We start from the raw sequence: 21890 nt of genomic DNA on the forward strand, positions 1-21890 counted from the left end.
ACCTTGGGCGCAATCCGCTCAGAAGCCCGGCGCGCCGAAACCCTGCGGTGCCGGAGACACGACCGAGACCTGGTTGTTCACGATCGTGGCCACGGCCAGGCCGCGATCATTGGTGCCATCAGGCAGAAAGCGGAAGATACCGGTCACGCCCTGAAAGCCTGCTGCCTGCGTCAGCGCCCCGCGGCTTAGCGCGTCGCGTCCGCGCGATTGGGCCAGGGCGCCGATGGCGGCGATCCCATCATATGCAAGGCCGCTTAGGGCATGGGGTGGCGTGCCGAAACTGGTAGAGAAACGGCTGTTATACTGTGCTGCGCGGGACGGATCGGGCAGGGCGAACCACCCCCCCTGAACGCCCGGCAGCGACAGCGTTTGCCGTGGCGTGTCCCAACGGCTGAGGCCGATATATTGCACGTTCTCAGGCGACAGCCCGGCTTCGGGCAGCATCTGCGAGAAAAGCGGCAATGCGCCTGCGGTGTTGGCGGTGAGGAAGATGGAATTGGCCCCGTTTGCTTCGGCGGCAGCAGTGATTTGTGGCACTGCGTTGACCACTCCGTCCTGCGAGAATTCATAGCTTACGCTGCCGGCATTCGTGCCGCCACTGGCCCGAACCGCCTGCTGGATGGCCTGTTTGCCCAGCTGTCCGGCCAGATTGTCCGAATAGACCGTCAGTACCTTGTCCTTGCCATTCTGTGTTGCGTAGCGTGCAAGACGATTGGCGGTGGTCTGAAAGGTTTGTCCAAGGATGAAAAGATTACCGCCCGCAATTGTGGCGTTGTTTGAAAAGGACAGTACATTGACGCCTTTGTCCGCAACAGCTACCGCGACGGCATTGGCCGATTCCGCGTGCAGCGGGCCAACGATGATACGCGCACCATCATTGACGGCCTCAAGCGCAGCGGCCTGGGCGCGGGCGGCATTCCCCGCCGTGCTGTAGACCCTCAGGTCGATCTTGACACCTTGCAGGTCCGAAACCGCCAGCCGCGCGGCATTTTCCAGATCTCGCGCCAGCTTCTGTTCCTGATCGCTTGCCGCGCCATGCGGCACCAAAAGGGCGACGGGCACAGAGCCGCTAAAAAGTGAGCCGCCACCTGTATTGACCGCCGGTAGCGTGTCGCAGGAGGCGATCCAAAGGACCGAGATCAATAGGGAAAGCCGGGCGAATGTCTTGCGGGCGGCGGATAAAACGGCGAACATGGGTAACTCACTCCCCTTTGGGCGGCCTGCGTTTTTCGCGACCGGGATTTATCGGGGCAATCATAAACGTCATACGGGGCGGGTCCAGTGGTGAATCCGATCAACAGCAAGCTGTCGCCGGGTCTCTACCTGATCGCGACGCCGATTGGCACGGCGCGGGACATCACGCTGAGGGCGCTTGATATACTGACTTCGGCGGACATGTTGGCAGCCGAGGACACAAGAAGCCTGCGCAAATTGATGGATATTCACGGTGTTGCCCTGAACGACCGGCCCTTGCTGTCGTATCATGATCATAATGGCGACAAGGTGCGCCCTAGACTGATCGACGCTCTCGCGGCCGGGAAATCGGTGGTTTACGCCTCTGAGGCGGGAACGCCAATGGTGGCCGATCCCGGGTTCGATCTGGCGCGCACCGTGGTCGAGGAAGGGTATCCGCTGATTTCTGCGCCGGGGCCGTCTGCGGTGATCACGGCGCTGACCCTGGCGGGGTTGCCCACGGATCAGTTCCATTTCGCCGGTTTCCTGCCGAACACCGCATCACGGCGGAAAACCGCGCTGGGCGCACTGGCGCAGGTCCCCGGCACGTTGGTTTTTTACGAATCGCCTAAGCGGGTGGCTGCGATGCTGCGCGACGCAGCCGAGGTGTTGGGAACGGCGCGTCAGGCGGTCGTTGCCCGCGAACTGACCAAGAAATTCGAGGAAGTGCTTCGCGGTACATTGTCCGAATTGGCGGCAATTTGCGCTGATCGCACCCTGAAGGGAGAGATCGTGGTGCTGATCGGACGTGCTGATTCATCAGCGGTTAGCGAAGCTGATATAGAAGCGGCGCTGTTGCAGGCACTGGAAACACTGTCGGTACGCGACGCGGCAGATCAGGTTTCCGCCGCGTTGGGGATGAAACGGCGGCAGGTGTATCAGTTGGCGCTGAAACTTGAGGCAGATGGATGACCGGGCAAACGGACATAAACGCAAGATCAGCGGCGGCGCGTGCGCGCCGCGATGCGGGACAACGCGCCGACCTGTCCGGTCGCAGCGCCGAGGCTCGGGTGGCTGCTGAATATGAACGGATGGGCTACGATCTGATCGAAACACGCTGGCGCGGCACCGGCGGTGAGGTTGATTTTATTTTCGCTCAGGGCGATCTGTTGGTTTTCACCGAGGTCAAGAAGGCCCGCAGCATTGACGCGGCAATTCGCAGTCTGCGCACGGGGCAGATGCAGCGCATTCATCGGGCCGCGTCCGAATACCTCGCACATGCACCGAACGGTCAACTCAGCGAGGTTCGGTTCGATCTGGCGGCGATGGACGGATCAGGCCATATTCAGCTGATTGAAAACGCTTTCGGTCATTTCTGAATTGCACCTCGCGCGCCCTTGCCCCATGAAAAGGGAGCTAAAAAAGGGGCAGCGTCATGAAAATCGCCTTTCAGATGGATCCGATCGGCCCGATCGACATTAATGCAGACAGCACTTTTCGTCTTGCCGAAGAGGCTCAGGCGCGCGGGCATGAATTATTCTATTATACGCCCGACAAGCTGGCCTACGATCAGGGACGCGTGACCGCTCGCGGTTGGCCGCTGAGCGTGCAGCGGATGCAAGGGGATCATTTTCGCCTCGGTGTCGAAACGGTGGTTGATCTGGCTGATTTCGACGTGGTTTGGCTGCGTCAGGACCCGCCGTTTGACATGTTCTATATTACCACCACTCATCTGCTGCAGCGCCTGACGCCTGAAACCACGGTGGTGAATGATCCGTTCTGGGTGCGCAACTTCCCAGAAAAGTTGCTGATTCTCGATTTCCCGCAGTTGATGCCGCCGACGGCGATTGCCCGCGATCTGGACACCATACGCGCGTTCAAGGAGGAGCATGGAGATGTGATCCTCAAGCCGCTTTATGGCAATGGCGGGGCGGGGGTGTTCCTGTTGAAAAAAGAGGATCGCAACCTGACCTCTCTGCACGAGATGTTCACCAGCTTCAGTCGTGAGCCATTGATCGTGCAGAAATTCCTGCCGGATGTGTCGAAAGGCGACAAAAGGGTAATCCTGGTAGATGGTGAGGCGGTGGGCGCGATCAACCGGGTGCCTGCCCAGGGTGAAACCCGTTCGAACATGCACGTAGGCGGGCGTCCTGAAAAGATTGACCTGACCGAGCGCGACCGCGAGATCTGTGCCACGATCGGGCCGCTGTTGCGTGAGAAGGGGCAGGTCTTTGTAGGTATCGACGTGATCGGCGATTACCTGACTGAAATCAACGTGACCTCACCCACCGGCATTCAGGAACTTGAGCGTTTCGATGGGATTAACGTTGCCGCACAGATCTGGGAAGCGATCGAGGCCAAACGCCCGTGAGTGCACGTCAACATATACTCAACCTATGGTTGCGTACGATTGAAAAACCTCAGCTAAAGAGAGCCGATTTCAAACGGGCTCGCCGCAGTTTCGAGATGAAGTCCAGGACATTTTCCAGGCCACCTCGTGATGCCGTGTTCGCCATCAAAGGCGTGGGTGGCACGGCGGGGTCGGTGCCCACCCTTTGCGTGGAAAAATCCGATACGGGGCCCCTTATCCTCTATTTTCATGGTGGCGGTTATGTGTTCGGTTCGGCGCATACCCATCGTGCATTGGTGGCTTGGGTGTCGCATTATACCGGCTTATCCGCCGCGATTGTGAGCTATCGGCGAGCACCGGAAAGCCCTTTTCCCACGGCGCTGCTGGATGCGGTGATTGCATATAAATTCGTGCGGCATTCGCCGAGAGGGATTATTCTTGGCGGCGACAGCGCGGGTGGCGGAATTGCCCTTGCCCTGCTGGGCGAGATCACGCGCCTCGGCCTGCCGCAACCACTGGGGACTTTCGTTATGTCACCTCTGACCGACCTCAGTTTCTCGGGTGACAGCTTTCAGGCGAACGCAGATGTCGACGCGGTTCTGCCGGTCGAGCGTGCGCCGGAACTGGCGCAGCTTTATCTCGACGGGGCCGATCCGAAACATCCTCGTGCGTCCCCGCTTTTCGCCGATTTTGCCGGTGCGGGGCCTGTCTGGATGACGGTCAGCGATCAGGAAATACTGCTCGATGATACGCGCCGCATGGCTGACAAACTAAAAAGCCAGGGTGTGGACGTGACCTGCAAGATCGAAAACAACCTGCCGCATGTCTGGCCCCTGTTCAAAGGCTACTTGCCGGAGGCAGAAACAACGCTGCGCGAATTGGCAGCGTGGATCAGAGCTCTCTCACCCCGGTCAGGCGATAGCTGACCGCTTCAGCGACATGGGGGTGGCGCACCTCTGCCGAACCGTCAAGGTCGGCAATGGTGCGCGCTACGCGCAAGACCCGATGATAGCCGCGCGCTGACAGGCCGAAGCGTTCGGCGACCCGGGTCAGTAGCGCCCGGCCGTCCGCATCAGGCGTTGCGATTTCTTCGAGGGCCTCGCCTTCGGCATCGGCATTCAGGCGCATGTCAGCCCGCTGATCATATCTTGCCTGTTGCTCCGCCCTCGCCTGTTGCACCTGTGCGGCATAGGTCGCTGAGCTATCGCCAGATGCGGGCAGGTCAAGATCGGTGAAGGCCACTGGTGGGACTTCGACACGCAGGTCGAATCGATCCATAAGCGGGCCGGAAATGCGCCCCATGTAATCCTCGCCGCAGATCGGGGCGCGGGTGCAGGCGCGCGCAGGGTCGCTCAGGTACCCGCATTTGCAGGGGTTAGCAGCGGCCACCAGCATGAACCGGCAGGGGTATTTTACATGGGCATTGGCGCGGGCGACCATGACTTCACCGGTTTCGATCGGCTGGCGTAGCGTTTCCAGAACCATGCGCGGGAATTCCGGAAATTCATCCATGAAGAGCACACCATTATGCGCCAGGCTGATTTCGCCGGGGCTGGCTCGCCGCCCGCCGCCTACGATTGCTGCCATCGACGCGGTATGATGCGGCTCCCGAAACGGGCGCGTGCGGTTGATGCCGCCCTCCTCCAGCAATCCCGCCAGCGAATGGATCATTGAGGTTTCCAGCGCTTCCCGGGCGGTGAGAGGCGGCAGAATCCCCGGCAACCGTGCGGCCAGCATAGATTTGCCCGAGCCGGGCGTGCCTACCATCATAAGGTGATGTCGCCCGGCTGCAGCGATCACCAATGCCCGCTTGGCTCGTTCCTGACCTTTCACATCGCGCATATCGCGACCGCCTGTCCCGCTTTGCACCTCCCCGGGCACGGCCGGTGGCAGGGGCGATTGGCCGGTATAATGCCGGATCACATCGGCTAGCGAGCAGGCCCCTAATACCTGAACCGCATCAACCCAAGCGGCTTCAGGCCCAGACGCCTTGGGGCAAAGCAGAACGTGCTCCTCCTCGGCGGCTGACATCGCTGCAGGCAGGGCGCCGATCACCGGGACGAGCGATCCGTCCAGAGAGAGCTCTCCCAACGAAGTCGTGGTTTCAACCGCATCTTTTGGAATGATTTCCAGCGCTGCCAGAAGCGAAAGCGCAATCGGCAGATCAAAATGGCTGCCTTCCTTCGGCATATCAGCCGGGCTGAGGTTGATGGTGATCCGCTTGGAGGGTAGGGCAATCGCCATTGAGCTGAGCGCGGTGCGCACCCGATCGCGCGCCTCGCTTACCGCCTTGTCGGGCAGGCCCACGACAGAGAATGCTGGCATGCCCGGGGTGACGGCACATTGCACTTCGACCTGCCGCGCTTCAACACCTTCAAAAGCGACTGTGTAGGCGCGTGCGACCATATCCCTGCCTTTTTGTGTCAATCTTGGTTAACGAACCGAGGTTAACGATATGAGCGCAATGATTGAGGAAGTCTTAACGGGTGACCTTGATGCGGATTGAGTATCTTTTGGAACGATGCCGCAAGGCCGGGTACTATCGATACAAGGTGCGCCGATGCGTGGCTCTTGGCCTGAGGTTTCGCAAAATGGGCGCGGTAGCACGCAATTTAATACCAGCTAGCTGCGCAAGGCCATGAAAGCGGGCCAGGCTGCTGGGTCGGCCACGGTCTTGTCACGGCAAAACCCGTTGCAGAAGCCGAAGATCCGACCATCCAGTTCCAGCATATGGGTTGAGGGGTCACCGGAATAGGGGCATTGCGCGTTCTCCGGCGTGCCTTCCGCGGCGCGCGAGGGCAGCGGGGCAGGCCCCGGCCAGTCAGTTGTATCGAAAGGCTTGTTGTAGCGGTTCAGCACCTCGCCGCGCACCAGCCCCATCGCCCGCCAGCGGCGAAACGCCGGATCGGTCAGATGGGCGTCAACATAGGCGCGGGCGCTGCCTGACACGTTCAGCCCATATCCCGCGATCCGTGCGGCGACCGGCGCATAGAATGCGTCAGCGATGGAATAGTCGCCACAAAGCCAGGGGCCGTCCGGCGAGCAGGTCGTGCGCGCATGATCCCAGATCAGTTCCAGTCGTCTCAGGTCGGCGGCGACCGCTGCTGAGGGGTCAACGCCGCTATAGGCCAGCCGGAGGTTCATTGGGCAGTCAGTGCGCAACGCCATGAAACCGGAATGCATTTCAGCCGTCAGGCTGCGAGCGGTCGCGCGCGCCAACGGCTCTGCGGGCCAGAGTGCCGCCTCGGGATGCCGTGTTGCCAATTCTTCGGCAATGGCGATGGAATCCGTCAGGATCGCGCCCTCGGGGGTGCGTACCGCAGGAACGGTCTTGGCGGGCGCCCAGCCGGGCATCTGTTCCGGCACACCGCCTTTTTTGAAATCCACCATCTCGAGCCTGCGTTTAAGGCCAAAACGTTCGAAAAGCAGCCAGGCACGCAGCGACCAGCTGGAATAGGCGTAATCGCCAAGAATAAGATCATAAGTCATGAGGGCAGATTAGCGGCGATTATCGCGGTCGAAAAACGAAACCTTGTGGGCATGGTCATCACGGAATGTGATTAATTGCCCCCGCATGCCAGCGGATGCCATCCCAGTGCAGGTCGGTGACCGAAAGGTTATCGATCCGGTGACTGAACGCCTCATAGGCATCCACTTGCAGCGCTTGTTGTACCTGTGTCAGGATTGCGCCGAAATGAGCCACTGCAATGAGGTCGCGCCCGGGATATCTGGCCAGCAACCGCGCCACCGCGCGATCTACACGCGCCGAGACCTCGTGCCAGCTTTCGCCGTTGGGAGGGCGGACATCGCCGGGCTGGTCCCAGAAAGAGCGCAGATTTTCCTGGTCCGGAATGGTGTCGAACGCCTGCATTTCCCAATCGCCGAAATGAATTTCGCGCAAATCTGCATCATGCGGCAAGCGTTCGCGCGCCCCGGTAATTGCATCGGCTGTTGCTGTTGCACGCACCAGATCTGAGGATACCACCAGTGCATCGCCGGGCAGGTGTGCCATCAGTCGCGCGATCCGAGCTTGATCGCTCAGATCGGCGGGTATATCTGACCAGCCAACCATAGCGTTGGCATGGGTTGGCCCGTGCCGGACCCAGAAAAACCGGCTCATGGTAGTGTGCCTTTCAGAACCTGCGGCAACCCTGCGATCACGTTCACGACCAGGCCGGCCTTGGTGGCGAGTTTCTGATTCAATCTGCCCTGCGCGTCGCGAAACGCGCGGGCCAGAGCATTTTCCGGCACTACGGAAAGGCCCACCTCGTTCGAGACAACGATCACGGGTGCCGCAGCGAGGCTTAACGCTGTCATTAACTCTGCCTCGGCCAGCGTCAGATCGCTTTCGGCAAGCATGTGATTGCTCAGCCACATGGTCGCACAATCAAGCAGCACGACGTGATCCCCCGGCGCCCGGTTCAGCACCGGACCCAGGTCCAGTGGCGCCTCAACGGTTTTCCAGCCCTGACCGCGCATTTGCCTATGTTTATATACCTTTGCGCGCATTTCGTTGTCGCGCACCTCGGCTGTGGCGAGGTAAATCAATCCCCGGCCCGAGCCTTTGGCAAGCCCTTCTGCAAAGGCCGATTTCCCCGAGGCCGCGCCCCCAAGCACCAACGTCAATTCCGGAAACATGACAGAATTGCACCCTTATTTGATCCGCTTTGATTAGCGCTGCGTATCATTAGCTGAGAGACTGAAAAAGGGCGCAAGCACCGCGTTACCAGTTCAGGAGGTCAAGATGCCACTAGATGCACCAGAGCAACACAACATGTCGCGTAAGGCCATGCGGGCCGAGATGCTGGATGCCGAGACCGAACGTGCGCTGGCTTATGCGTGGCGAGATCACCGGGATGAGGCAGCGCTGCACCGGTTGATCACAGCATATATGCGGCTGGCAATTTCCATGGCATCGAAGTTCCGCCGCTACGGCGCACCGGTAAACGATCTTATCCAGGAGGCTGGTCTGGGCCTGATGAAAGCCGCGGATAAGTTCGATCCGGATCGTGGCGTGCGGTTTTCGACCTATGCGGTGTGGTGGATCAAGGCGTCGATCCAGGAATATGTCATGCGCAACTGGTCGATGGTGCGCACCGGCTCGACCTCAAGCCAGAAATCATTATTTTTCAACATGCGCCGGGTTCAGGCCCGGTTAGAGCGCGAGGCCATGTCCAAGGGCGAAGAACTGGATGGCTACCAGCTGCGCGAGCTTATTGCCCACGAGGTTGGCGTGCCGCTGCGCGATGTCGAGATGATGCAGGGGCGTTTGGCCGGGTCTGATTTCTCGCTCAACGCCACCCAATCGACCGAGGATGAGGGCCGGCAATGGCTTGATACGATCATCGATGAAGGCCCGCAGGCCGAAGAACTGGTCGAGCAGGACCACGACCGGGAAGCGCTGCGCAATTGGCTGAACCAGGCGATGGCGGCTTTGAACGAGCGCGAACGTTTCATTGTGCATGAACGCAAACTGCGCGATGTTCCCCGCACGCTGGAAAGTCTTGGCGAAGAATTGAAGCTGAGCAAAGAGCGCGTACGCCAGCTTGAGGCGGCTGCGTTTGTGAAGATGCGTAAACATCTTGAACGCCACGGGTCCGAGGTTCATAACCTGTTGGTATGAAATGCCTTATTCTTGCTGTTGCAGCATGGATGTACCTGTCTGCCGTGCCGGTTGCGGCGCAGGACGTGCTGATCCTGGGTGAAATTCACGACAACCCCGAGCATCACCGCGTGCAGGCGCGGCGTGTGGCCGAGTTTGAGCCTAAGGCGCTGGTGTTCGAGATGATCGCACCCGATCGCGTCTACGGAGGCGTCGTCCCTGAATTCCGCTCGCCGAACGGCTTGCCGGAGTATCTCGGCTGGGATGCCTCGGGCTGGCCCGATTTTTCAATGTATCGGCCGATAATTTACGCGGCGCATGATGCCAGGATTTATGGGGCTCATGTGTCGCGCAAGGATGCGCATGAGGCGATGGGTGCCGGCGTTGTGGCTGTGTTTGGCGAACGGGCGAAAATGTTTGGTCTGACCGATCCGCTGCACGAAGCGCAGCAAGCAGCGCGCGAAGCGCTGCAAGCCGTCGCCCATTGTGATGCTTTGCCTGACGACATGCTGGCGCCGATGGTTGAAATCCAGCGTTTGCGGGATGCGGTGTTGGCACGTGCAGTAGTTAACGCGATGCAGGAAACCGGTGGGCCGGTTGCAGTGATCACCGGCAACGGCCACGCCCGCAAGGAGTGGGGTGTGCCAGCGATACTGACGCATGCGGCGCCTGATCTGGAGGTGTATGCGCTGGGGCAAACCGAAGCGGATGCGCCGCTTTCGGGCGTGTTTGACGAGGTGGTGTCCGCCGCATCTGTGAACCGGCCTGACCCTTGTCTGGCCTTTCAATAGCTTCCAAGCAGCGCCGCTGCCTGCTCTTGTCTCCGATCAGGTCCCGCAATACTGTCGCGCGAGTCTTATAAGGAAGATCGCTCATGCTGGCCTCGAAACGCATTCTTCTGATCATCGGCGGCGGGATTGCGGCGTTCAAGTCGCTGGATTTGATCCGCCGGTTGCGTGAACGCGGCGCTTCGGTGACGCCGGTTCTGACCTCGGCGGGAGCGGAGTTCGTGACACCTTTGTCGGTCTCGGCGCTGGCGGGTCATAAGGTTTACCGTGATCTTTTCGATCTGACCGAAGAGGCCGAGATGGGCCATATCGAGCTTTCCCGCAGCGCCGATCTGATCGTAGTGGCCCCTGCAACCGCTGACCTGATGGCGAAGATGTCAGGGGGGCATGCGGATGATCTGGCCTCGACGCTTTTGCTGGCCACCGACACGCCGGTACTGGTAGCGCCTGCGATGAATGTACGGATGTGGGAACACCGCGCGACCCGCCGCAACCGTGCTGTGCTGGATGCCGACGGGATCATGTTTGTGGGGCCGAATGAGGGCGACATGGCTTGCGGTGAATACGGACCCGGTCGCATGTCGGAACCGCTGGAAATTGTCGCGGCGATCGAGGCGGCATTGGTCGATGGCCCGCTCAAAGGCAAGCGCGTGCTGGTTACCTCTGGCCCGACGCATGAACCGATCGACCCAGTACGTTACATTGCCAACCGCTCTTCCGGGGCGCAGGGCACGGCGATTGCCCGGGCGCTTTCCGCTCTGGGAGCAGAAGTAGTATTTGTCACTGGCCCGGCGGATGTGCCACCGCCCAACGGCGTGCAGGTGGTACGGATCGAGACCGCGCAGCAAATGTTGGACGCGGTGCAATCCGCCGTGCCGGTGGATGCGGCGGTGTTTGCCGCCGCTGTCGCCGATTGGCGGGTTGCCAAGGAAAGCGCCAGCAAGATGAAGAAGGACAAGGGCGGTATTCCCAAGCTGGATTTTGCCGAGAACCCGGACATTCTGGCGACGATCTCGCAATTGCAGGAGGGTCGTCCGGCGCTGGTTGTGGGCTTTGCCGCCGAGACCGATGATGTGGTTGAAAATGCTGCCGCCAAACGTCAACGCAAGGGCTGCGACTGGATTGTCGCCAATGATGTGAGTGCAGGTACTGGCATCATGGGCGGAGCCGAAAATGACATTACCTTGATCACTAACGAAGGTGCCGAGGACTGGCCACGCATGGCCAAAGATCAGGTCGCCGCCCGGCTGGCGGACCGGATCGCCAAGGCGCTGGCCTGAGGCATTTTGGGTATTTCTGGCAAAATGAAAGGGCAGGGGATGGTCACGGTTCAGCTCATCTGGGACGACGGCGCAGACCGGTCCCTTGGCCTGCCCGGATATGAGACAGCAGGCGCGGCGGGCGCTGATCTGCGCGCAAATTTTCGCGAGGCTACGCGCGACGGGGTGGTGATTGAACCGGGTGCGCGGGCGCTGGTGCCCACCGGGCTGAGGCTGGCCATTCCTTTTGGCTACGAGGTGCAGTTGCGCCCGCGGTCGGGGCTGGCGCTGAAGAACGGGATCACGCTGCCCAACACACCCGGTACGATTGACAGTGATTATCGCGGGCCTCTGGGTGTGATCGTGATGAATGCGGGCGATGCACCGTTTCATGTGACCCACGGGATGCGGATTGCCCAGATGATCGTGGCCCCGGTGGTGCAGGCGCAATTCGATCTGGTTGAGACACTGGATGAGACCACTCGGGGAGCCGGCGGTTTCGGCTCTACGGGGCGTGGCTAATGTTGCTGGTACTGGTCATGGCGGGCGCGCTTTGGGGGGGCGGGGCGGCAATGGGCACACCGAAACCCATGCGCTGGACGATGGTCGGGATGCTATGGCTGGGCGTTGTGATTCTGCATCTGTTGTTGTCCGAGGGGCATGCCCTGCGGATGGCCACCGGTGAAAGTGCTGCCTTGTGGCTGATGCTGGGTGGGGCTGTGGCGATGGTGCTGGCCTATCGTGCCGGGCTCAGGCGGCTGCGGGCCAAGGCACAGACAACCTCGGTTGAGAATCCGGTGCCCGGCAGTTTCACCGACACTCAACTTGAACGCTATGCGCGTCATATCGTGCTGCGCGAGATTGGCGGGCCGGGGCAGAAGGCCCTGCGTGACGCGCGTGTGTTGGTCGTTGGTGCCGGGGGGCTGGGTTCGCCCGTATTGCTTTACCTGGCGGCGGCTGGCGTTGGCACGATTGGTGTGATCGATGATGATCTGGTCGAGAATTCCAACCTGCAGCGGCAAGTCATCCACCGTGATGCAGATATTGGCATGCCCAAGGTGCAGTCGGCCTTGCGCGCGATGCATGCGCAGAACCCTTCGGTTATCGTGCGGCCTTATCATCGCCGGCTTAGTGCTGACATCGCCGATGAGCTTTTCGCCGAATATGATCTGATCCTTGACGGTACCGATAATTTCGACACCCGCTATCTGTCCAATGCCGCCGCCGTCCGCACCGGCAAGCCGCTGATTTCGGGGGCGCTCGCGCAATGGGAGGGGCAGCTAAGCGTGTTCGATCCGGCGAACGGCGCACCCTGCTATCAATGCGTTTTCCCCGAGGCTCCGGCACCCGGTCTGGCCCCGTCTTGTTCAGAGGCCGGTGTGTTGAGTCCGCTGCCCGGTGTGGTCGGGTCGATGATGGCAAGTGAAGCGATCAAGCTGATCACCCACTCCGGTACACCCCTGCGCGGTGAGATGCTGATCTATGATGCGCTTTACGGCGAGAGCCGGAAATTCACCCTCAAACCCCGCGCCGATTGCCCGATCTGTGGCGATCAAGGAGACAATTATGACAAACCCACTGCTGGCTGACTGGCAAACCCCGTTCAACATCGCGCCCTTCGATCAGGTCACTGATGCAGATTTCGAACCGGCGTTCGGTGTAGCTCTGGCCGAGGCGCGGGCCGAGATTACGGCAATTGCGGATAATCCCGGGCCGCCCACATTTGCTAACGTGATCGAAGCGCTGGAGACTTCGGGAAAAGCGCTCGATAAGGTTTTGTCAGTGTTCTTTTCGCTGGCGGGCGCTGACAGCAATCCCAAACGACAAGAATTACAGCGCGCGTTCAGCCCCAGGCTGGCGGCATACAGCTCGGAGGTTCATGGCAACAAGGCGCTGTTTGGTCGGATCGACGCGCTGTGGCAGGCGCGCGATACGCTGGGCCTGACACCGGAGCAGGATCGGCTTTTGTATCTGACACGCCGGGGTTTCGTGCGTGCGGGGGCGGCCCTTACCGGCGAGCAGGACAAACGCATGCGTGAGATAATGGCGCGGCTGGCTGAACTGGGCACGGCCTTCACCCAGAACCTGCTGGCGGACGAGGCGGCGTGGCATATGGAATTGACCGACGATGATCTGCAAGGACTGCCGGATTTCGTAGTCAGCGCGGCGCGCGCGGCGGGTCAGGAAAAGGGGCTGCAAGGCCCCGTCATTACGCTGTCGCGGTCGCTCATCGTGCCGTTTTTGCAGTTTTCCCCACGCCGTGATCTGCGCGAGATTGCGTTTAATGCGTGGGCCGCGCGGGGGGCGAACGAGGGCGAGACCGACAATCGCGGTATCGCTGCTGAAACGCTTGCGTTGCGCAAGGAGCGTGCACAGCTTTTGGGTTACGACAGTTTTGCCGATTTCAAACTGGAAACGGAGATGGCCAAGACACCGGAGGCGGTGCGGAAACTGTTGCTGGATGTTTGGACCCCCGCCAAGGCCCGAGCTGAGGCCGATGCCGAGGTGTTGACCGAAATGATGCAGGCCGATGGCATCAACGGCGATCTGGAGCCGTGGGATTGGCGCTACTACGCAGAAAAGCGACGCAAGGCCGAGCATGATCTGGATGAGGCGGCGCTGAAGCCTTACCTGCAGCTCGACCGGATGATCGAGGCCGCCTTTGCCTGTGCGACCCGCCTGTTCGGGTTAGAGTTCAAACCGCTCGACGTGCCGCTTTACCACCCTGATTGCCGGGCGTGGGAAGTGATGCGGGATGGTGCCCATGTGGCGGTCTTCATCGGCGATTACTTCGCCCGCGCCTCCAAACGATCCGGCGCGTGGTGTTCGGCCATGCGCGGCCAGGCAAAATTTCCCGAGGTGCAGGGCCCCGTGGTGATCAATGTCTGCAATTTCGCCAAAGGTGATCCCGCGCTACTGAGTTATGACGATGCGCGCACGCTGTTCCACGAGTTCGGTCATGCGCTGCACCAGATGTTGTCAAACGTGACCTATGAAAGCATTTCCGGCACTAATGTGGCGCGCGATTTTGTGGAACTGCCGAGCCAGCTGTATGAACACTGGCTGGAAGTGCCCGAAGTACTGGCCGAATTTGCCACTCATGTCGAAACCGGTGCGGCGATGCCCAGAGACATGCTGGATAAGGTGCTGGGCGCGGCGACCTTCGATATGGGTTTCCAGACGGTCGAATATGTGGCGTCGGCACTGGTTGATCTGGCGTTTCACGAGGGGGCGGCCCCCGCGGATCCAATGGCAGAACAGGCCGCGGTGCTGGCTGATATTGGCATGCCGCACGCCATCACCATGCGCCATGCGACGCCGCAGTTCGCGCATGTGTTTTCCGGTGATGGCTATAGTTCGGGCTATTACAGCTACATGTGGTCCGAGGTGATGGACGCCGACGCCTTTGCCGCCTTCGAGGAGGCAGGCGGGGCGTTTGATGCGGACAAGGCGCGCGCGCTTGAGGCCAATATCCTCTCAACCGGTGGATCACGCGATGCGGAAGAGCTTTATCTTGCCTTTCGCGGCCGTCTGCCCGGGATAGAGGCATTGCTGAAGGGGCGGGGCCTCGCCGCCTGAAACACGAGGCTTTGCCTGTCCCAGCCTACGTGGTTAGACTGGCTGGATGCTACGAAGCCTTCTTCCGCTCATGGCCCTCTTATTGGGCTCTGCCTTCTTGCTGTTATGCGGGTGGCGTCAACGCGCTAATCCTGCCGGTACGAGGTGAAATCGAGGGGTTCACCGCCGCATCCCTCGGACTGTTGGGCACGGGCTGGGCGGTCGGGTATGTCGCCGGATGCCTGCGGACCCCGGCACTCGTGGTCAAGGTCGGCCATATAAGAGCCTTCGGGGTAATGTGCGCACTGGCGGCGATTTCGGTTCTGCTGTCGCTTCTTATCCTCAGCCCATGGGTCTGGATTCCCTTGCGCGGCATCTCAGGATTTTGCTTTGCCGGGGCAGCGATGATTGTCGAAAGCTGGTTGAACGAGCGCGTCGATGCGCCATCGCGCGGTCGGGTTTTCGGTATCTACACGATGGTCAATCTGGCGGCCTCGACCGCGGGGCAGATGGTGCTGACGATGGGCGACCCGGCAGGATATCTGTTCTTTGTGCTCGCCGCCATGACCTATTGTCTTGCGCTTCTGCCCACAGCGCTCAGCGCGACGGCGTCGCCCTCGGCACTGGTCAGCGTGTCGCTCGATTTGCGTGCGCTCTGGCGAAACTCGCCGGTGGCGGTTTTCGCGGTGCTGATGGTGGGGGTGTCAAACGGGTCGTTTGGAGCGCTGGCTCCGGTCTACGCGTCGCGGGTGGGGTTGAGCCTCAGTGATGTGGCGCTTTTCGCAAGCGTGCCCATTTTGGCGGGCGCTGCGGCGCAGATACCAGTCGGCTACCTGTCGGACCGGAACGATCGACGCATGGTGCTGATCGGCGTGGCCTGTCTGGGCCTTCTGGCCGATCTTCTGTTCATCGCCCTGATGCCGGGAGGGGTTGGGGCCAATATAGCGATTGTCGCGGTTTTCGGCGCATCGGTGTTTTCCATGTATCCGCTAATCGTGGCCCATGCCAATGACCACGCCGCCCCGGGCAGTTTCATCCAGGTTAGCGGCGGGCTGTTGCTGGTCTACGGTTTGGGGGCCATTGGCGGGCCCACAGTGGCCGGGTTCGCAATGACGAATTTTGGAAATACCAGCCTTTTCTGGACCACCGGATGTGGGCATGTCCTGCTGATCCTGTTCGCGATTCTTCGGATGCGCACCCGGGCCGGTGTGGCCCACGCGGACAAGCAGGCATTCCGAGCCTCGCCCATGGCCCGCGCTTCCACTCCGGAAACCGCCGCACTCGACGCGAGGGCAGAGCAGGCGCCCGGGACCGATTCCTGACCGGCCCGGGCGGGGAGACTGGCTACTCGGCTGCCTTCATTTCAGTAACGATGTCGATGGTAATCGGGCCGGTCGAGAAACCACCAACCCCAAAAGCCTGGTGATCAATTACCGTTGTTGCCGAAAAGGCTGCCCAATCGCCCTTGTAATAGTCAATTGCGCCACCCAGCGGATGTGCTCCGATATGGGTCAGCGTCGTTTCCAGCGTTACCGGCTGGGTGGTGCCATGGATCGTTAGGTCGCCGGTGACATTGGCTGTATTCTCGCCCGTTACCTCGACACCGGTGCTGACAAAGGTGATGTCGGGATAGGTTGCAACATCCAGAAAGTCAGCGCTTTTCACATGATCATCCAGCGGGCCAAAGCCGGTTGCCAGGCTGTTCGCATCCACGGTGACATTCAGCGACGCACCAGCGGGGTTCTCGGCGTCCAGATCAAGCGTGCCGTTGGCCACGGTAAATTCCGCCGTCTGAACTGAAACGCCGGCATGGCTCCAGCTAAAGCGCACCTCTGTGTGGCCCTGGTCGGTTTTGTAGGTGACGGCAAGTGCGGGTACGGTTGAGAGGCAGAATGCTGTGATTGCAGCGGTCGAGACAGACTTCAGTGAATGTATCATGTTAGATCCCTCGTCAAATGTTGGTTATTAGTGACGTGTCGCAACGCCTTATGGATGTGTGGAGCAATGCCCCGAGACGGCTAAGTGCCCTTACATGTCTACGCCACGGAGGCCGGGTTTGTTTAGGGGCGCTCGCGACATCGTGAAGTCCGTCGCGGTATCATGCCAGTTGCCTGTCGCGCCGCTACAATCAACCGCGACACCTAGATGCAATGTCTGGGTGCGCGGGGGGTCGGTCAGGTCGTTTGCTACGCTTAAATCGTCTGGTCGTACTCCCCGACCGATGGTTCGGTACGGATCACGGCGTCGATATCAGCGAAGATTGCACGCATTTCGGCGTCGCTGTCGCTGCTCTCGCAAACCACGACCAGGTTCGGCGTGTTGGACGAGGCCCGCACCAATCCCCAGCTGCCATTGTCCAGAATGACACGCGCGCCGTTAACGGTGACCACCTCCTTGATGGCACGCCCTGCAATTTTCTCGCCAGCCTCGTGTTTGGCGACAAGCTTGCCGACCAACCGTTCGAGCACGTCATATTTTTCGGTATCGGCGCACCAGGGTGACATTGTCGGTGTCGAATGGGTGACCGGCAATGCCTTGCGCAGGTCCGACATCGACATGTCGGGGTTGCGGTCCATCAGTTTGCAGATTTCCACCGCGACCCGCATGCCACAGTCATATCCGCGACCCACAGGCTCGGCCAGGAAGTAGTGTCCGGATTTTTCGAACCCCGCCAGCGCACCAATTTCCTTGACGCGCCGCTTCATGTGGCTGTGGCCGGTTTTCCAGTAATCCGCCTTGACGCCATTGGCCCGAAGTTCGGGGTCGGACGCAAAAAGCCCGGTCGATTTCACATCCGCCACAAACGTGCTGTTGGGATAGAGCTTTGAAAGGTCACGCGCCATGATCACGCCGACCTTGTCGGCGAAAATCTCTTCACCCTCGTCATCGACCACGCCGCAGCGGTCGCCATCGCCGTCAAAGCCAAGCGCGAAGTCCGCGCCCGAGGCTTTCACGCTGGCGCTCATGTCATGCAGCATTTCCATGGCTTCGGGATTGGGATTGTAATGTGGGAAGGTGTAATCGAGCGTGTTGTGCGAGGGCACAACCTCGACCCCTAGACGTTCGAACAACTCCGGCGCAAAGGCGCAGGCGGTGCCATTACCGGTGGCGCAGACCACTTTGAGTTTCCGCGACATTTTTAATTCGCCGACGAGGTCATCAAGGTAAGCCTCGCGCACACCGTCGACAAATTCGTAAGCGCCGCCAGGGCGCGGTTTTCCCCTTCCTTGCAGGACGATATCGCGCAACTCACCCATCTCGTCAGGGCCGTGGGTCAGAGGTCGTTCAAAGCCCATTTTCACGCCGGTCCAGCCGTTGGGGTTGTGGCTCGCCGTCACCATCGCCACCGCAGGAACATCCAGGTGGAACTGGCTGAAATAGGCCATGGGGCTGAGGCACGGGCCGATATCCTTAACGGTGATGCCCGCGCGCATCAGCCCGAGGATCAGCGCATTCTTGATGGAAAGAGAATAATCGCGATAGTCGTTACCGACGGCGATCACCGGCTCGATACCCCGGTTCTGCATCTGAGTGCCCAGCCCCAAACCAAGCGCAGTGATGCCCGGCAGGTTGATCTCATCAGGGTATTTCCAGCGTGCGTCGTATTCGCGGAAGCCGGTGGGGGTAATCATCGCGTCGCGCAGGAATTCCCATGTATTGGGGGTGACTTTTGGCTCAGGCTTATTCACGGGTTAAAACTCTTTCTTCAGATCGAAATCGGGTTTTCTTTTGCTAGGGCGTCAAAACGCATCAATGTGGCAACAAGATGGGGCATTGCGGCCAAATGGATCATATTAGGACCGTCAGAGGGCGCGTTGTCGGGATCTTCGTGGGTCTCGATGAAGACCGCCGCCACACCAAGAGAAACCGCCGCGCGGGCCATTACCGGGGCAAATTCGCGCTGTCCGCCGCTGGAGCCGCCTTTGCCACCCGGTTGCTGAACTGAATGGGTCGCGTCCATGACCACCGGATAGCCCGTTTGCGCCATTTGCGGCAGGCTGCGCATGTCCGCCACCAGGGTGTTGTAGCCAAAGGAGGTACCGCGCTCGGTCAGAAGCAGGCGGGTGTTGCCGGTGCTTTCAAGCTTGGTCACGATATTGGGCATTTCCCACGGGGCCAGAAATTGCCCTTTCTTGACATTGATCGCCGCACCGGTGTCGCCTGCAGCCAGCAATAGATCTGTCTGGCGGCAGAGAAAGGCGGGGATTTGCAGGACATCGCAGACCTCGGCCACCGGGGCGCACTGATCCGGCAGATGTACATCGGTCAGCACTGGTACGCCAAGTGCGTCCTTTACCGTTTGCATTACTTTCAGCCCCTCATCTACGCCCAGCCCGCGCTTGCCCGAAAGCGAAGTGCGATTGGCCTTGTCAAAAGAGCCCTTGAAGATGAATTGCGCCCCCGCAGCCTTGCACGCTTCAAGCATGGTACCGGCGATCATCTGCGCATGATCCACGCTTTCCAGTTGGCAGGGGCCGGCGATAATGGTCAACGGCTGGTCATTGCTCACGCGGAGGCTCGCGATATCTACCTGTTTCATTGTCTGCGGCGTCCTTAATCCAGTCCGTTTCCGGCGTGTTGGACCGTTTACGACGATATCTGTTCTTTCAGGATCGACGCGGTCAGCGATACCATCAGGTAAATACCGGCAAAGATCAGGAAGGCAAGGATCGTGTTCTCGAATGCGCGCGGATAAGAGGCATCCTGCGAGGCGACGGGGCGTACGCTGACGGTCAGGTAGCGCACCTGCTTGTTCGCCTCAATCTCGCTCAACCGTTTGGATTCCAGCGCGGCTTGCAGGACCAGATCAGCGGTGGCCAGATCGGCCTGCGCCATCTGAATCTCGGCGGTTTGCGAGGCCAGCGAGCTTGCGCCTTCGGTGGCCTGGTTCAGTCGCGCCTTTTGCTTGCTCAGTTCAGCGCTGAGCACCTCAATTTCGCTGGACAGGGCATCGACCTTGGCCTTGTTCGGCCGGGCGTTGTTCAACTGGATGTCCAGCGCCAGTTGCTTTTCCTGCAACTGCAGTTCGACCGTGCTAACCAATTGCCGGATACTCGCAATCTCGCCCTCGGGGTCCAGGATAGTGCCTTCCTGCAGGCGAACCATCCTTTGCTGCGCGGCGCGGCGTTCTGCCTTGGCGTCTTCCAATCCTGCCTCTGCGGTTTTTACTGCGTCCAGCCGTTTTTCCCGGCTCAGTTCGTCAACGCGCTCTTCGGCGTATTCGATCAGGCGTTGCGAGAACAACGCGCTGACCTCGGGATCGGCGGTTGAAAGCTCCATCCTGATGACGCCCTCGGTGGGGTCGTAGCCCAGCTTGACGTATTTCTTAAACAGCTTGTAGGCCGCCTCGTTGCTGGCATCGGCGTCCAGCCGCTGGATTGGGTCTATATGCGGTTGACTGAAATGTGCGCGAAAGCCCAGATCGGAATCCAGCCGCAGCATGGCGTCCTTGGATTGCAGGTAGGATTGCGTCGCGATCGAATCCTGCCCGGTGGCGAACTGGCTCGGCAAAAGCCCGCCCAGGCCACCACCGCCACCGCCACCGCCGCCATCGGCGGTCAGGATGAGAAATTCAGACTTAGTGGCATACATCGGCGTCGCCACCGCGTAGTAATAATATCCCGCCACCAGGGTCGGCAGAAACACGAATGCGGTCAGTCGCGACAGGAGGAGCAGTAGCTTGCGCCGACGGCGTCTGCCGATGTCACGCTGGATATCCATAATTTCCGAGGCGCGGCGCTCGGTCGGACTTAACTCTGTCGAGGGTAGGGTCTGCTTTTCTGCCGGAACGGTTTGCGGTAGTTGTACCTTCGGTCGGGGGGGCTCGGCATTACCGCTGGGGGCTTGGTCGTCGGCTCTGGTCACGACCTCAAGAATATTGATGCGCTGGAACGGGTCGATACCCTTGGCGCGCAGCAGACGTACTGCATCGAAATCCGAGACCGGCGCAAGCCCGTGTTTCTGCGCCATCCTGCGCGCCATGCGCAGTTGCCGACCGGTCAACCCTTCCTTACGAATATTGTCGATGTTCAATGAAGCGGGCGTTTCCTTCGCTGACTTGCTCTGACTTACGCGCGGGTCTGCTTCTGCGCCGCTGGTGTCCGGCGCGCTTGCCTCTGGATGCGCAGCGTCGGCCGCGACTTGCGGCGTGTTGCGCCGGATTCGGAATTTTCTAGCCTTGGGTTTCGTAGTCATAAAGCGCCTTTGCCTCTTCCAAGGTATTGAACATATGTAGTTTTCCACCCATCAGCACGGCGGCTTCGCGGGCGAATTTTTCCAGAGTCTTTGGCTGATGCGAGACGATGATCACTGTGGTCGTGCGCAGTCTTTCTCGCAAAATTTCACCGGCCTTCTGGTTGAATTCGGCATCGGTCGAACTGGGCATGCCTTCGTCGATCAGATAGATATCGAAATCCAGTGCAAGCATCAGGGAAAAGGTGAACCGCGCTTTCATCCCCGATGAATAGGTGCCAAGAGGCTGATCGAAATATTCCCCCAGATTACACATCCAACGGCAGAAAGCTTCGATATAATCGGGATCAAGCCCGTAAAGCCGCGCGATATACCGGCTGTTTTCCATCGCCGAGATTTTATTAATCACACCACCCATGAAGCCCAGCGGAAAGCTGATGCGACAGCCTCGCCTGATGTCACCTTCATCCGGTTTTTCCAGCCCCGCCATCATGTTGATCAGCGTGGTCTTACCGGTGCCATTAGGTGCAAGAATACCCAGCGAGCGGCCAAGGTCGACCCGAAAAGAGACCTTTTCAAGGATCACTTTGCGCTGTGTGCCCGTCCAGAAGGACTTGCTGACATTCTCGAATTCGAGCATCTATCGGCTCCGGTACTGCTCTCGACTTGCCCTCTTGTTATCGGGGCTTTGTTAAGGTTTGCTTAGCCAAGATTTCGACTATTATGTCGGAGTTTTCCCGATGATGACAACAAAACTGGTTAATTTTGTGTCCGCTGATGCAAAAAAACCGGTGTAGGCGGCCCATTGAAGGGCCATCGGCGCTGTTCTTTGAAACTTTGAGATAAGCGATGTCTGCGGGCATGGGCATATAGGCCGTGCGCGGGGGAACTGCCGTCCAGGTGCTGAACAACTTGCCGGGGCTAGGGAGACACGCGAAACCAAAAAGGCGCCGCGATGTTCTGCGGCG

21 protein-coding genes are annotated in these 21890 nt (G+C 59.9%); 11 read left to right on the forward strand and 10 right to left on the reverse strand.

Annotated features, from left to right (window positions below):
• Positions 1–18: 18 nt before the first annotated feature.
• On the reverse strand, positions 19–1194 hold the full coding sequence (locus LC334_RS06270) for a penicillin-binding protein activator (protein ID WP_085799389.1): 1176 nt from the start codon (positions 1192–1194) through the stop codon (positions 19–21).
• Positions 1195–1281: 87 nt separating this feature from the next.
• Here LC334_RS06270 and rsmI point away from each other — a divergent pair, with 87 nt between their 5' ends.
• From rsmI to LC334_RS06290, 4 genes are all read left to right on the forward strand, one after another.
• Positions 1282–2145, forward strand: a complete 864-nt coding sequence (gene rsmI / locus LC334_RS06275) for a 16S rRNA (cytidine(1402)-2'-O)-methyltransferase (protein WP_085799390.1) — start codon at positions 1282–1284, stop codon at positions 2143–2145.
• Positions 2142–2552, forward strand: a complete 411-nt coding sequence (locus LC334_RS06280) for a YraN family protein (protein WP_085799391.1) — start codon at positions 2142–2144, stop codon at positions 2550–2552. The genes rsmI and LC334_RS06280 overlap by 4 nt, the downstream gene beginning before the upstream one ends.
• A 56-nt stretch (positions 2553–2608) precedes the next feature.
• Positions 2609–3544: a glutathione synthase gene (gshB, locus tag LC334_RS06285; protein ID WP_085799392.1), complete on the forward strand. Its 936-nt coding sequence runs from the start codon at positions 2609–2611 to the stop codon at positions 3542–3544.
• A 95-nt stretch (positions 3545–3639) separates the two neighbouring features.
• Positions 3640–4449 carry an alpha/beta hydrolase gene (locus LC334_RS06290; RefSeq protein ID WP_223412899.1) on the forward strand — a complete coding sequence of 270 codons (810 nt, stop codon included), beginning with the start codon at positions 3640–3642 and terminating at the stop codon, positions 4447–4449.
• Here the strand turns inward: LC334_RS06290 and LC334_RS06295 are convergent.
• The 4 genes from LC334_RS06295 to cobU form a co-directional block, all read right to left on the reverse strand.
• Positions 4415–5929, reverse strand: coding sequence for a YifB family Mg chelatase-like AAA ATPase (locus LC334_RS06295; protein WP_085799394.1), 1515 nt, complete (start codon positions 5927–5929; stop codon positions 4415–4417). The two genes, LC334_RS06290 and LC334_RS06295, sit on opposite strands and share 35 nt — an antisense overlap.
• Positions 5930–6145: 216 nt before the next feature.
• Positions 6146–7012, reverse strand: coding sequence for a glutathione S-transferase (locus tag LC334_RS06300; RefSeq protein WP_085799395.1), 867 nt, complete (start codon positions 7010–7012; stop codon positions 6146–6148).
• A 58-nt stretch (positions 7013–7070) separates the two neighbouring features.
• Complete coding sequence (locus tag LC334_RS06305; protein ID WP_085799396.1) at positions 7071–7643, reverse strand: histidine phosphatase family protein; 573 nt, start codon at positions 7641–7643, stop codon at positions 7071–7073.
• A complete protein-coding gene (gene cobU / locus LC334_RS06310; protein ID WP_085799397.1) occupies positions 7640–8161 on the reverse strand; it encodes a bifunctional adenosylcobinamide kinase/adenosylcobinamide-phosphate guanylyltransferase in 522 nt (173 codons plus the stop codon). Before cobU ends, LC334_RS06305 begins: the two co-directional genes overlap by 4 nt.
• Positions 8162–8267: 106 nt before the next feature.
• Between cobU and LC334_RS06315 the strand changes: the two genes are divergently transcribed.
• From LC334_RS06315 to LC334_RS06345, 7 genes are all read left to right on the forward strand, one after another.
• Positions 8268–9146: an RNA polymerase factor sigma-32 gene (locus LC334_RS06315; RefSeq protein ID WP_085799398.1), complete on the forward strand. Its 879-nt coding sequence runs from the start codon at positions 8268–8270 to the stop codon at positions 9144–9146.
• On the forward strand, positions 9143–9916 hold the full coding sequence (locus LC334_RS06320) for a ChaN family lipoprotein (RefSeq protein WP_085799399.1): 774 nt from the start codon (positions 9143–9145) through the stop codon (positions 9914–9916). The genes LC334_RS06315 and LC334_RS06320 overlap by 4 nt, the downstream gene beginning before the upstream one ends.
• A gap of 83 nt (positions 9917–9999) precedes the next feature.
• Positions 10000–11193, forward strand: coding sequence for a bifunctional phosphopantothenoylcysteine decarboxylase/phosphopantothenate--cysteine ligase CoaBC (gene coaBC, locus LC334_RS06325; RefSeq protein ID WP_085799400.1), 1194 nt, complete (start codon positions 10000–10002; stop codon positions 11191–11193).
• Positions 11194–11217: 24 nt separating this feature from the next.
• Positions 11218–11694: a dUTP diphosphatase gene (gene dut, locus LC334_RS06330; RefSeq protein ID WP_397545098.1), complete on the forward strand. Its 477-nt coding sequence runs from the start codon at positions 11218–11220 to the stop codon at positions 11692–11694.
• Positions 11694–12761 carry a HesA/MoeB/ThiF family protein gene (locus LC334_RS06335; RefSeq protein ID WP_085799401.1) on the forward strand — a complete coding sequence of 356 codons (1068 nt, stop codon included), beginning with the start codon at positions 11694–11696 and terminating at the stop codon, positions 12759–12761. The genes dut and LC334_RS06335 overlap by 1 nt, the downstream gene beginning before the upstream one ends.
• Positions 12739–14751 (forward strand): M3 family metallopeptidase, encoded by a 2013-nt coding sequence (locus LC334_RS06340; protein WP_085799402.1) that lies wholly within the window; start codon positions 12739–12741, stop codon positions 14749–14751. The genes LC334_RS06335 and LC334_RS06340 overlap by 23 nt, the downstream gene beginning before the upstream one ends.
• A 29-nt stretch (positions 14752–14780) precedes the next feature.
• The gene (locus LC334_RS06345; protein WP_317850391.1) at positions 14781–16052 is read left to right on the forward strand and encodes an MFS transporter; all 1272 of its coding nucleotides are present in this window, start codon (positions 14781–14783) and stop codon (positions 16050–16052) included.
• A 22-nt stretch (positions 16053–16074) separates the two neighbouring features.
• On the opposite strand, the gene LC334_RS06350 is transcribed toward LC334_RS06345, so the two are convergent.
• From LC334_RS06350 to LC334_RS06370, 5 genes are all read right to left on the reverse strand, one after another.
• Positions 16075–16668, reverse strand: a complete 594-nt coding sequence (locus LC334_RS06350; RefSeq protein ID WP_085799403.1) for a YceI family protein — start codon at positions 16666–16668, stop codon at positions 16075–16077.
• A 254-nt stretch (positions 16669–16922) separates the two neighbouring features.
• Positions 16923–18362 carry a phosphomannomutase/phosphoglucomutase gene (locus tag LC334_RS06355; RefSeq protein ID WP_263286374.1) on the reverse strand — a complete coding sequence of 480 codons (1440 nt, stop codon included), beginning with the start codon at positions 18360–18362 and terminating at the stop codon, positions 16923–16925.
• Between the two features lie 74 nt (positions 18363–18436).
• Positions 18437–19270 (reverse strand): 3-deoxy-8-phosphooctulonate synthase, encoded by an 834-nt coding sequence (gene kdsA, locus LC334_RS06360; RefSeq protein ID WP_085799405.1) that lies wholly within the window; start codon positions 19268–19270, stop codon positions 18437–18439.
• A gap of 47 nt (positions 19271–19317) precedes the next feature.
• Positions 19318–20925, reverse strand: coding sequence for a capsule biosynthesis protein (locus LC334_RS06365; RefSeq protein WP_085799406.1), 1608 nt, complete (start codon positions 20923–20925; stop codon positions 19318–19320).
• Positions 20903–21562, reverse strand: coding sequence for an ABC transporter ATP-binding protein (locus LC334_RS06370; protein WP_085799407.1), 660 nt, complete (start codon positions 21560–21562; stop codon positions 20903–20905). The genes LC334_RS06365 and LC334_RS06370 overlap by 23 nt, the downstream gene beginning before the upstream one ends.
• Positions 21563–21890: the final 328 nt, after the last annotated feature.

Source organism: Roseovarius aestuarii, assembly GCF_019966515.1.
GTDB classification, from domain to species: domain Bacteria; phylum Pseudomonadota; class Alphaproteobacteria; order Rhodobacterales; family Rhodobacteraceae; genus Roseovarius; species Roseovarius aestuarii.

Excerpts from the sequence above, each read along its gene's own strand:
- LC334_RS06270 (WP_085799389.1), bottom strand. The coding sequence starts at position 1,194 with ATGTTCGCCGTTTTATCCGCCGCCCGCAAGACATTCGCCCGGCTTTCC.
- LC334_RS06280 (WP_085799391.1), top strand. The coding sequence starts at position 2,142 with ATGACCGGGCAAACGGACATAAACGCAAGATCAGCGGCGGCGCGTGCG.
- gshB (WP_085799392.1), top strand. The coding sequence starts at position 2,609 with ATGAAAATCGCCTTTCAGATGGATCCGATCGGCCCGATCGACATTAAT.
- LC334_RS06290 (WP_223412899.1), top strand. The coding sequence starts at position 3,640 with ATGAAGTCCAGGACATTTTCCAGGCCACCTCGTGATGCCGTGTTCGCC.
- LC334_RS06295 (WP_085799394.1), bottom strand. The coding sequence starts at position 5,929 with ATGGTCGCACGCGCCTACACAGTCGCTTTTGAAGGTGTTGAAGCGCGG.
- LC334_RS06300 (WP_085799395.1), bottom strand. The coding sequence starts at position 7,012 with ATGACTTATGATCTTATTCTTGGCGATTACGCCTATTCCAGCTGGTCG.
- LC334_RS06305 (WP_085799396.1), bottom strand. The coding sequence starts at position 7,643 with ATGAGCCGGTTTTTCTGGGTCCGGCACGGGCCAACCCATGCCAACGCT.
- cobU (WP_085799397.1), bottom strand. The coding sequence starts at position 8,161 with ATGTTTCCGGAATTGACGTTGGTGCTTGGGGGCGCGGCCTCGGGGAAA.
- LC334_RS06315 (WP_085799398.1), top strand. The coding sequence starts at position 8,268 with ATGCCACTAGATGCACCAGAGCAACACAACATGTCGCGTAAGGCCATG.
- LC334_RS06320 (WP_085799399.1), top strand. The coding sequence starts at position 9,143 with ATGAAATGCCTTATTCTTGCTGTTGCAGCATGGATGTACCTGTCTGCC.
- coaBC (WP_085799400.1), top strand. The coding sequence starts at position 10,000 with ATGCTGGCCTCGAAACGCATTCTTCTGATCATCGGCGGCGGGATTGCG.
- dut (WP_397545098.1), top strand. The coding sequence starts at position 11,218 with ATGAAAGGGCAGGGGATGGTCACGGTTCAGCTCATCTGGGACGACGGC.
- LC334_RS06335 (WP_085799401.1), top strand. The coding sequence starts at position 11,694 with ATGTTGCTGGTACTGGTCATGGCGGGCGCGCTTTGGGGGGGCGGGGCG.
- LC334_RS06340 (WP_085799402.1), top strand. The coding sequence starts at position 12,739 with ATGACAAACCCACTGCTGGCTGACTGGCAAACCCCGTTCAACATCGCG.
- LC334_RS06350 (WP_085799403.1), bottom strand. The coding sequence starts at position 16,668 with ATGATACATTCACTGAAGTCTGTCTCGACCGCTGCAATCACAGCATTC.
- LC334_RS06355 (WP_263286374.1), bottom strand. The coding sequence starts at position 18,362 with ATGATTACCCCCACCGGCTTCCGCGAATACGACGCACGCTGGAAATAC.
- kdsA (WP_085799405.1), bottom strand. The coding sequence starts at position 19,270 with ATGAAACAGGTAGATATCGCGAGCCTCCGCGTGAGCAATGACCAGCCG.
- LC334_RS06365 (WP_085799406.1), bottom strand. The coding sequence starts at position 20,925 with ATGACTACGAAACCCAAGGCTAGAAAATTCCGAATCCGGCGCAACACG.
- LC334_RS06370 (WP_085799407.1), bottom strand. The coding sequence starts at position 21,562 with ATGCTCGAATTCGAGAATGTCAGCAAGTCCTTCTGGACGGGCACACAG.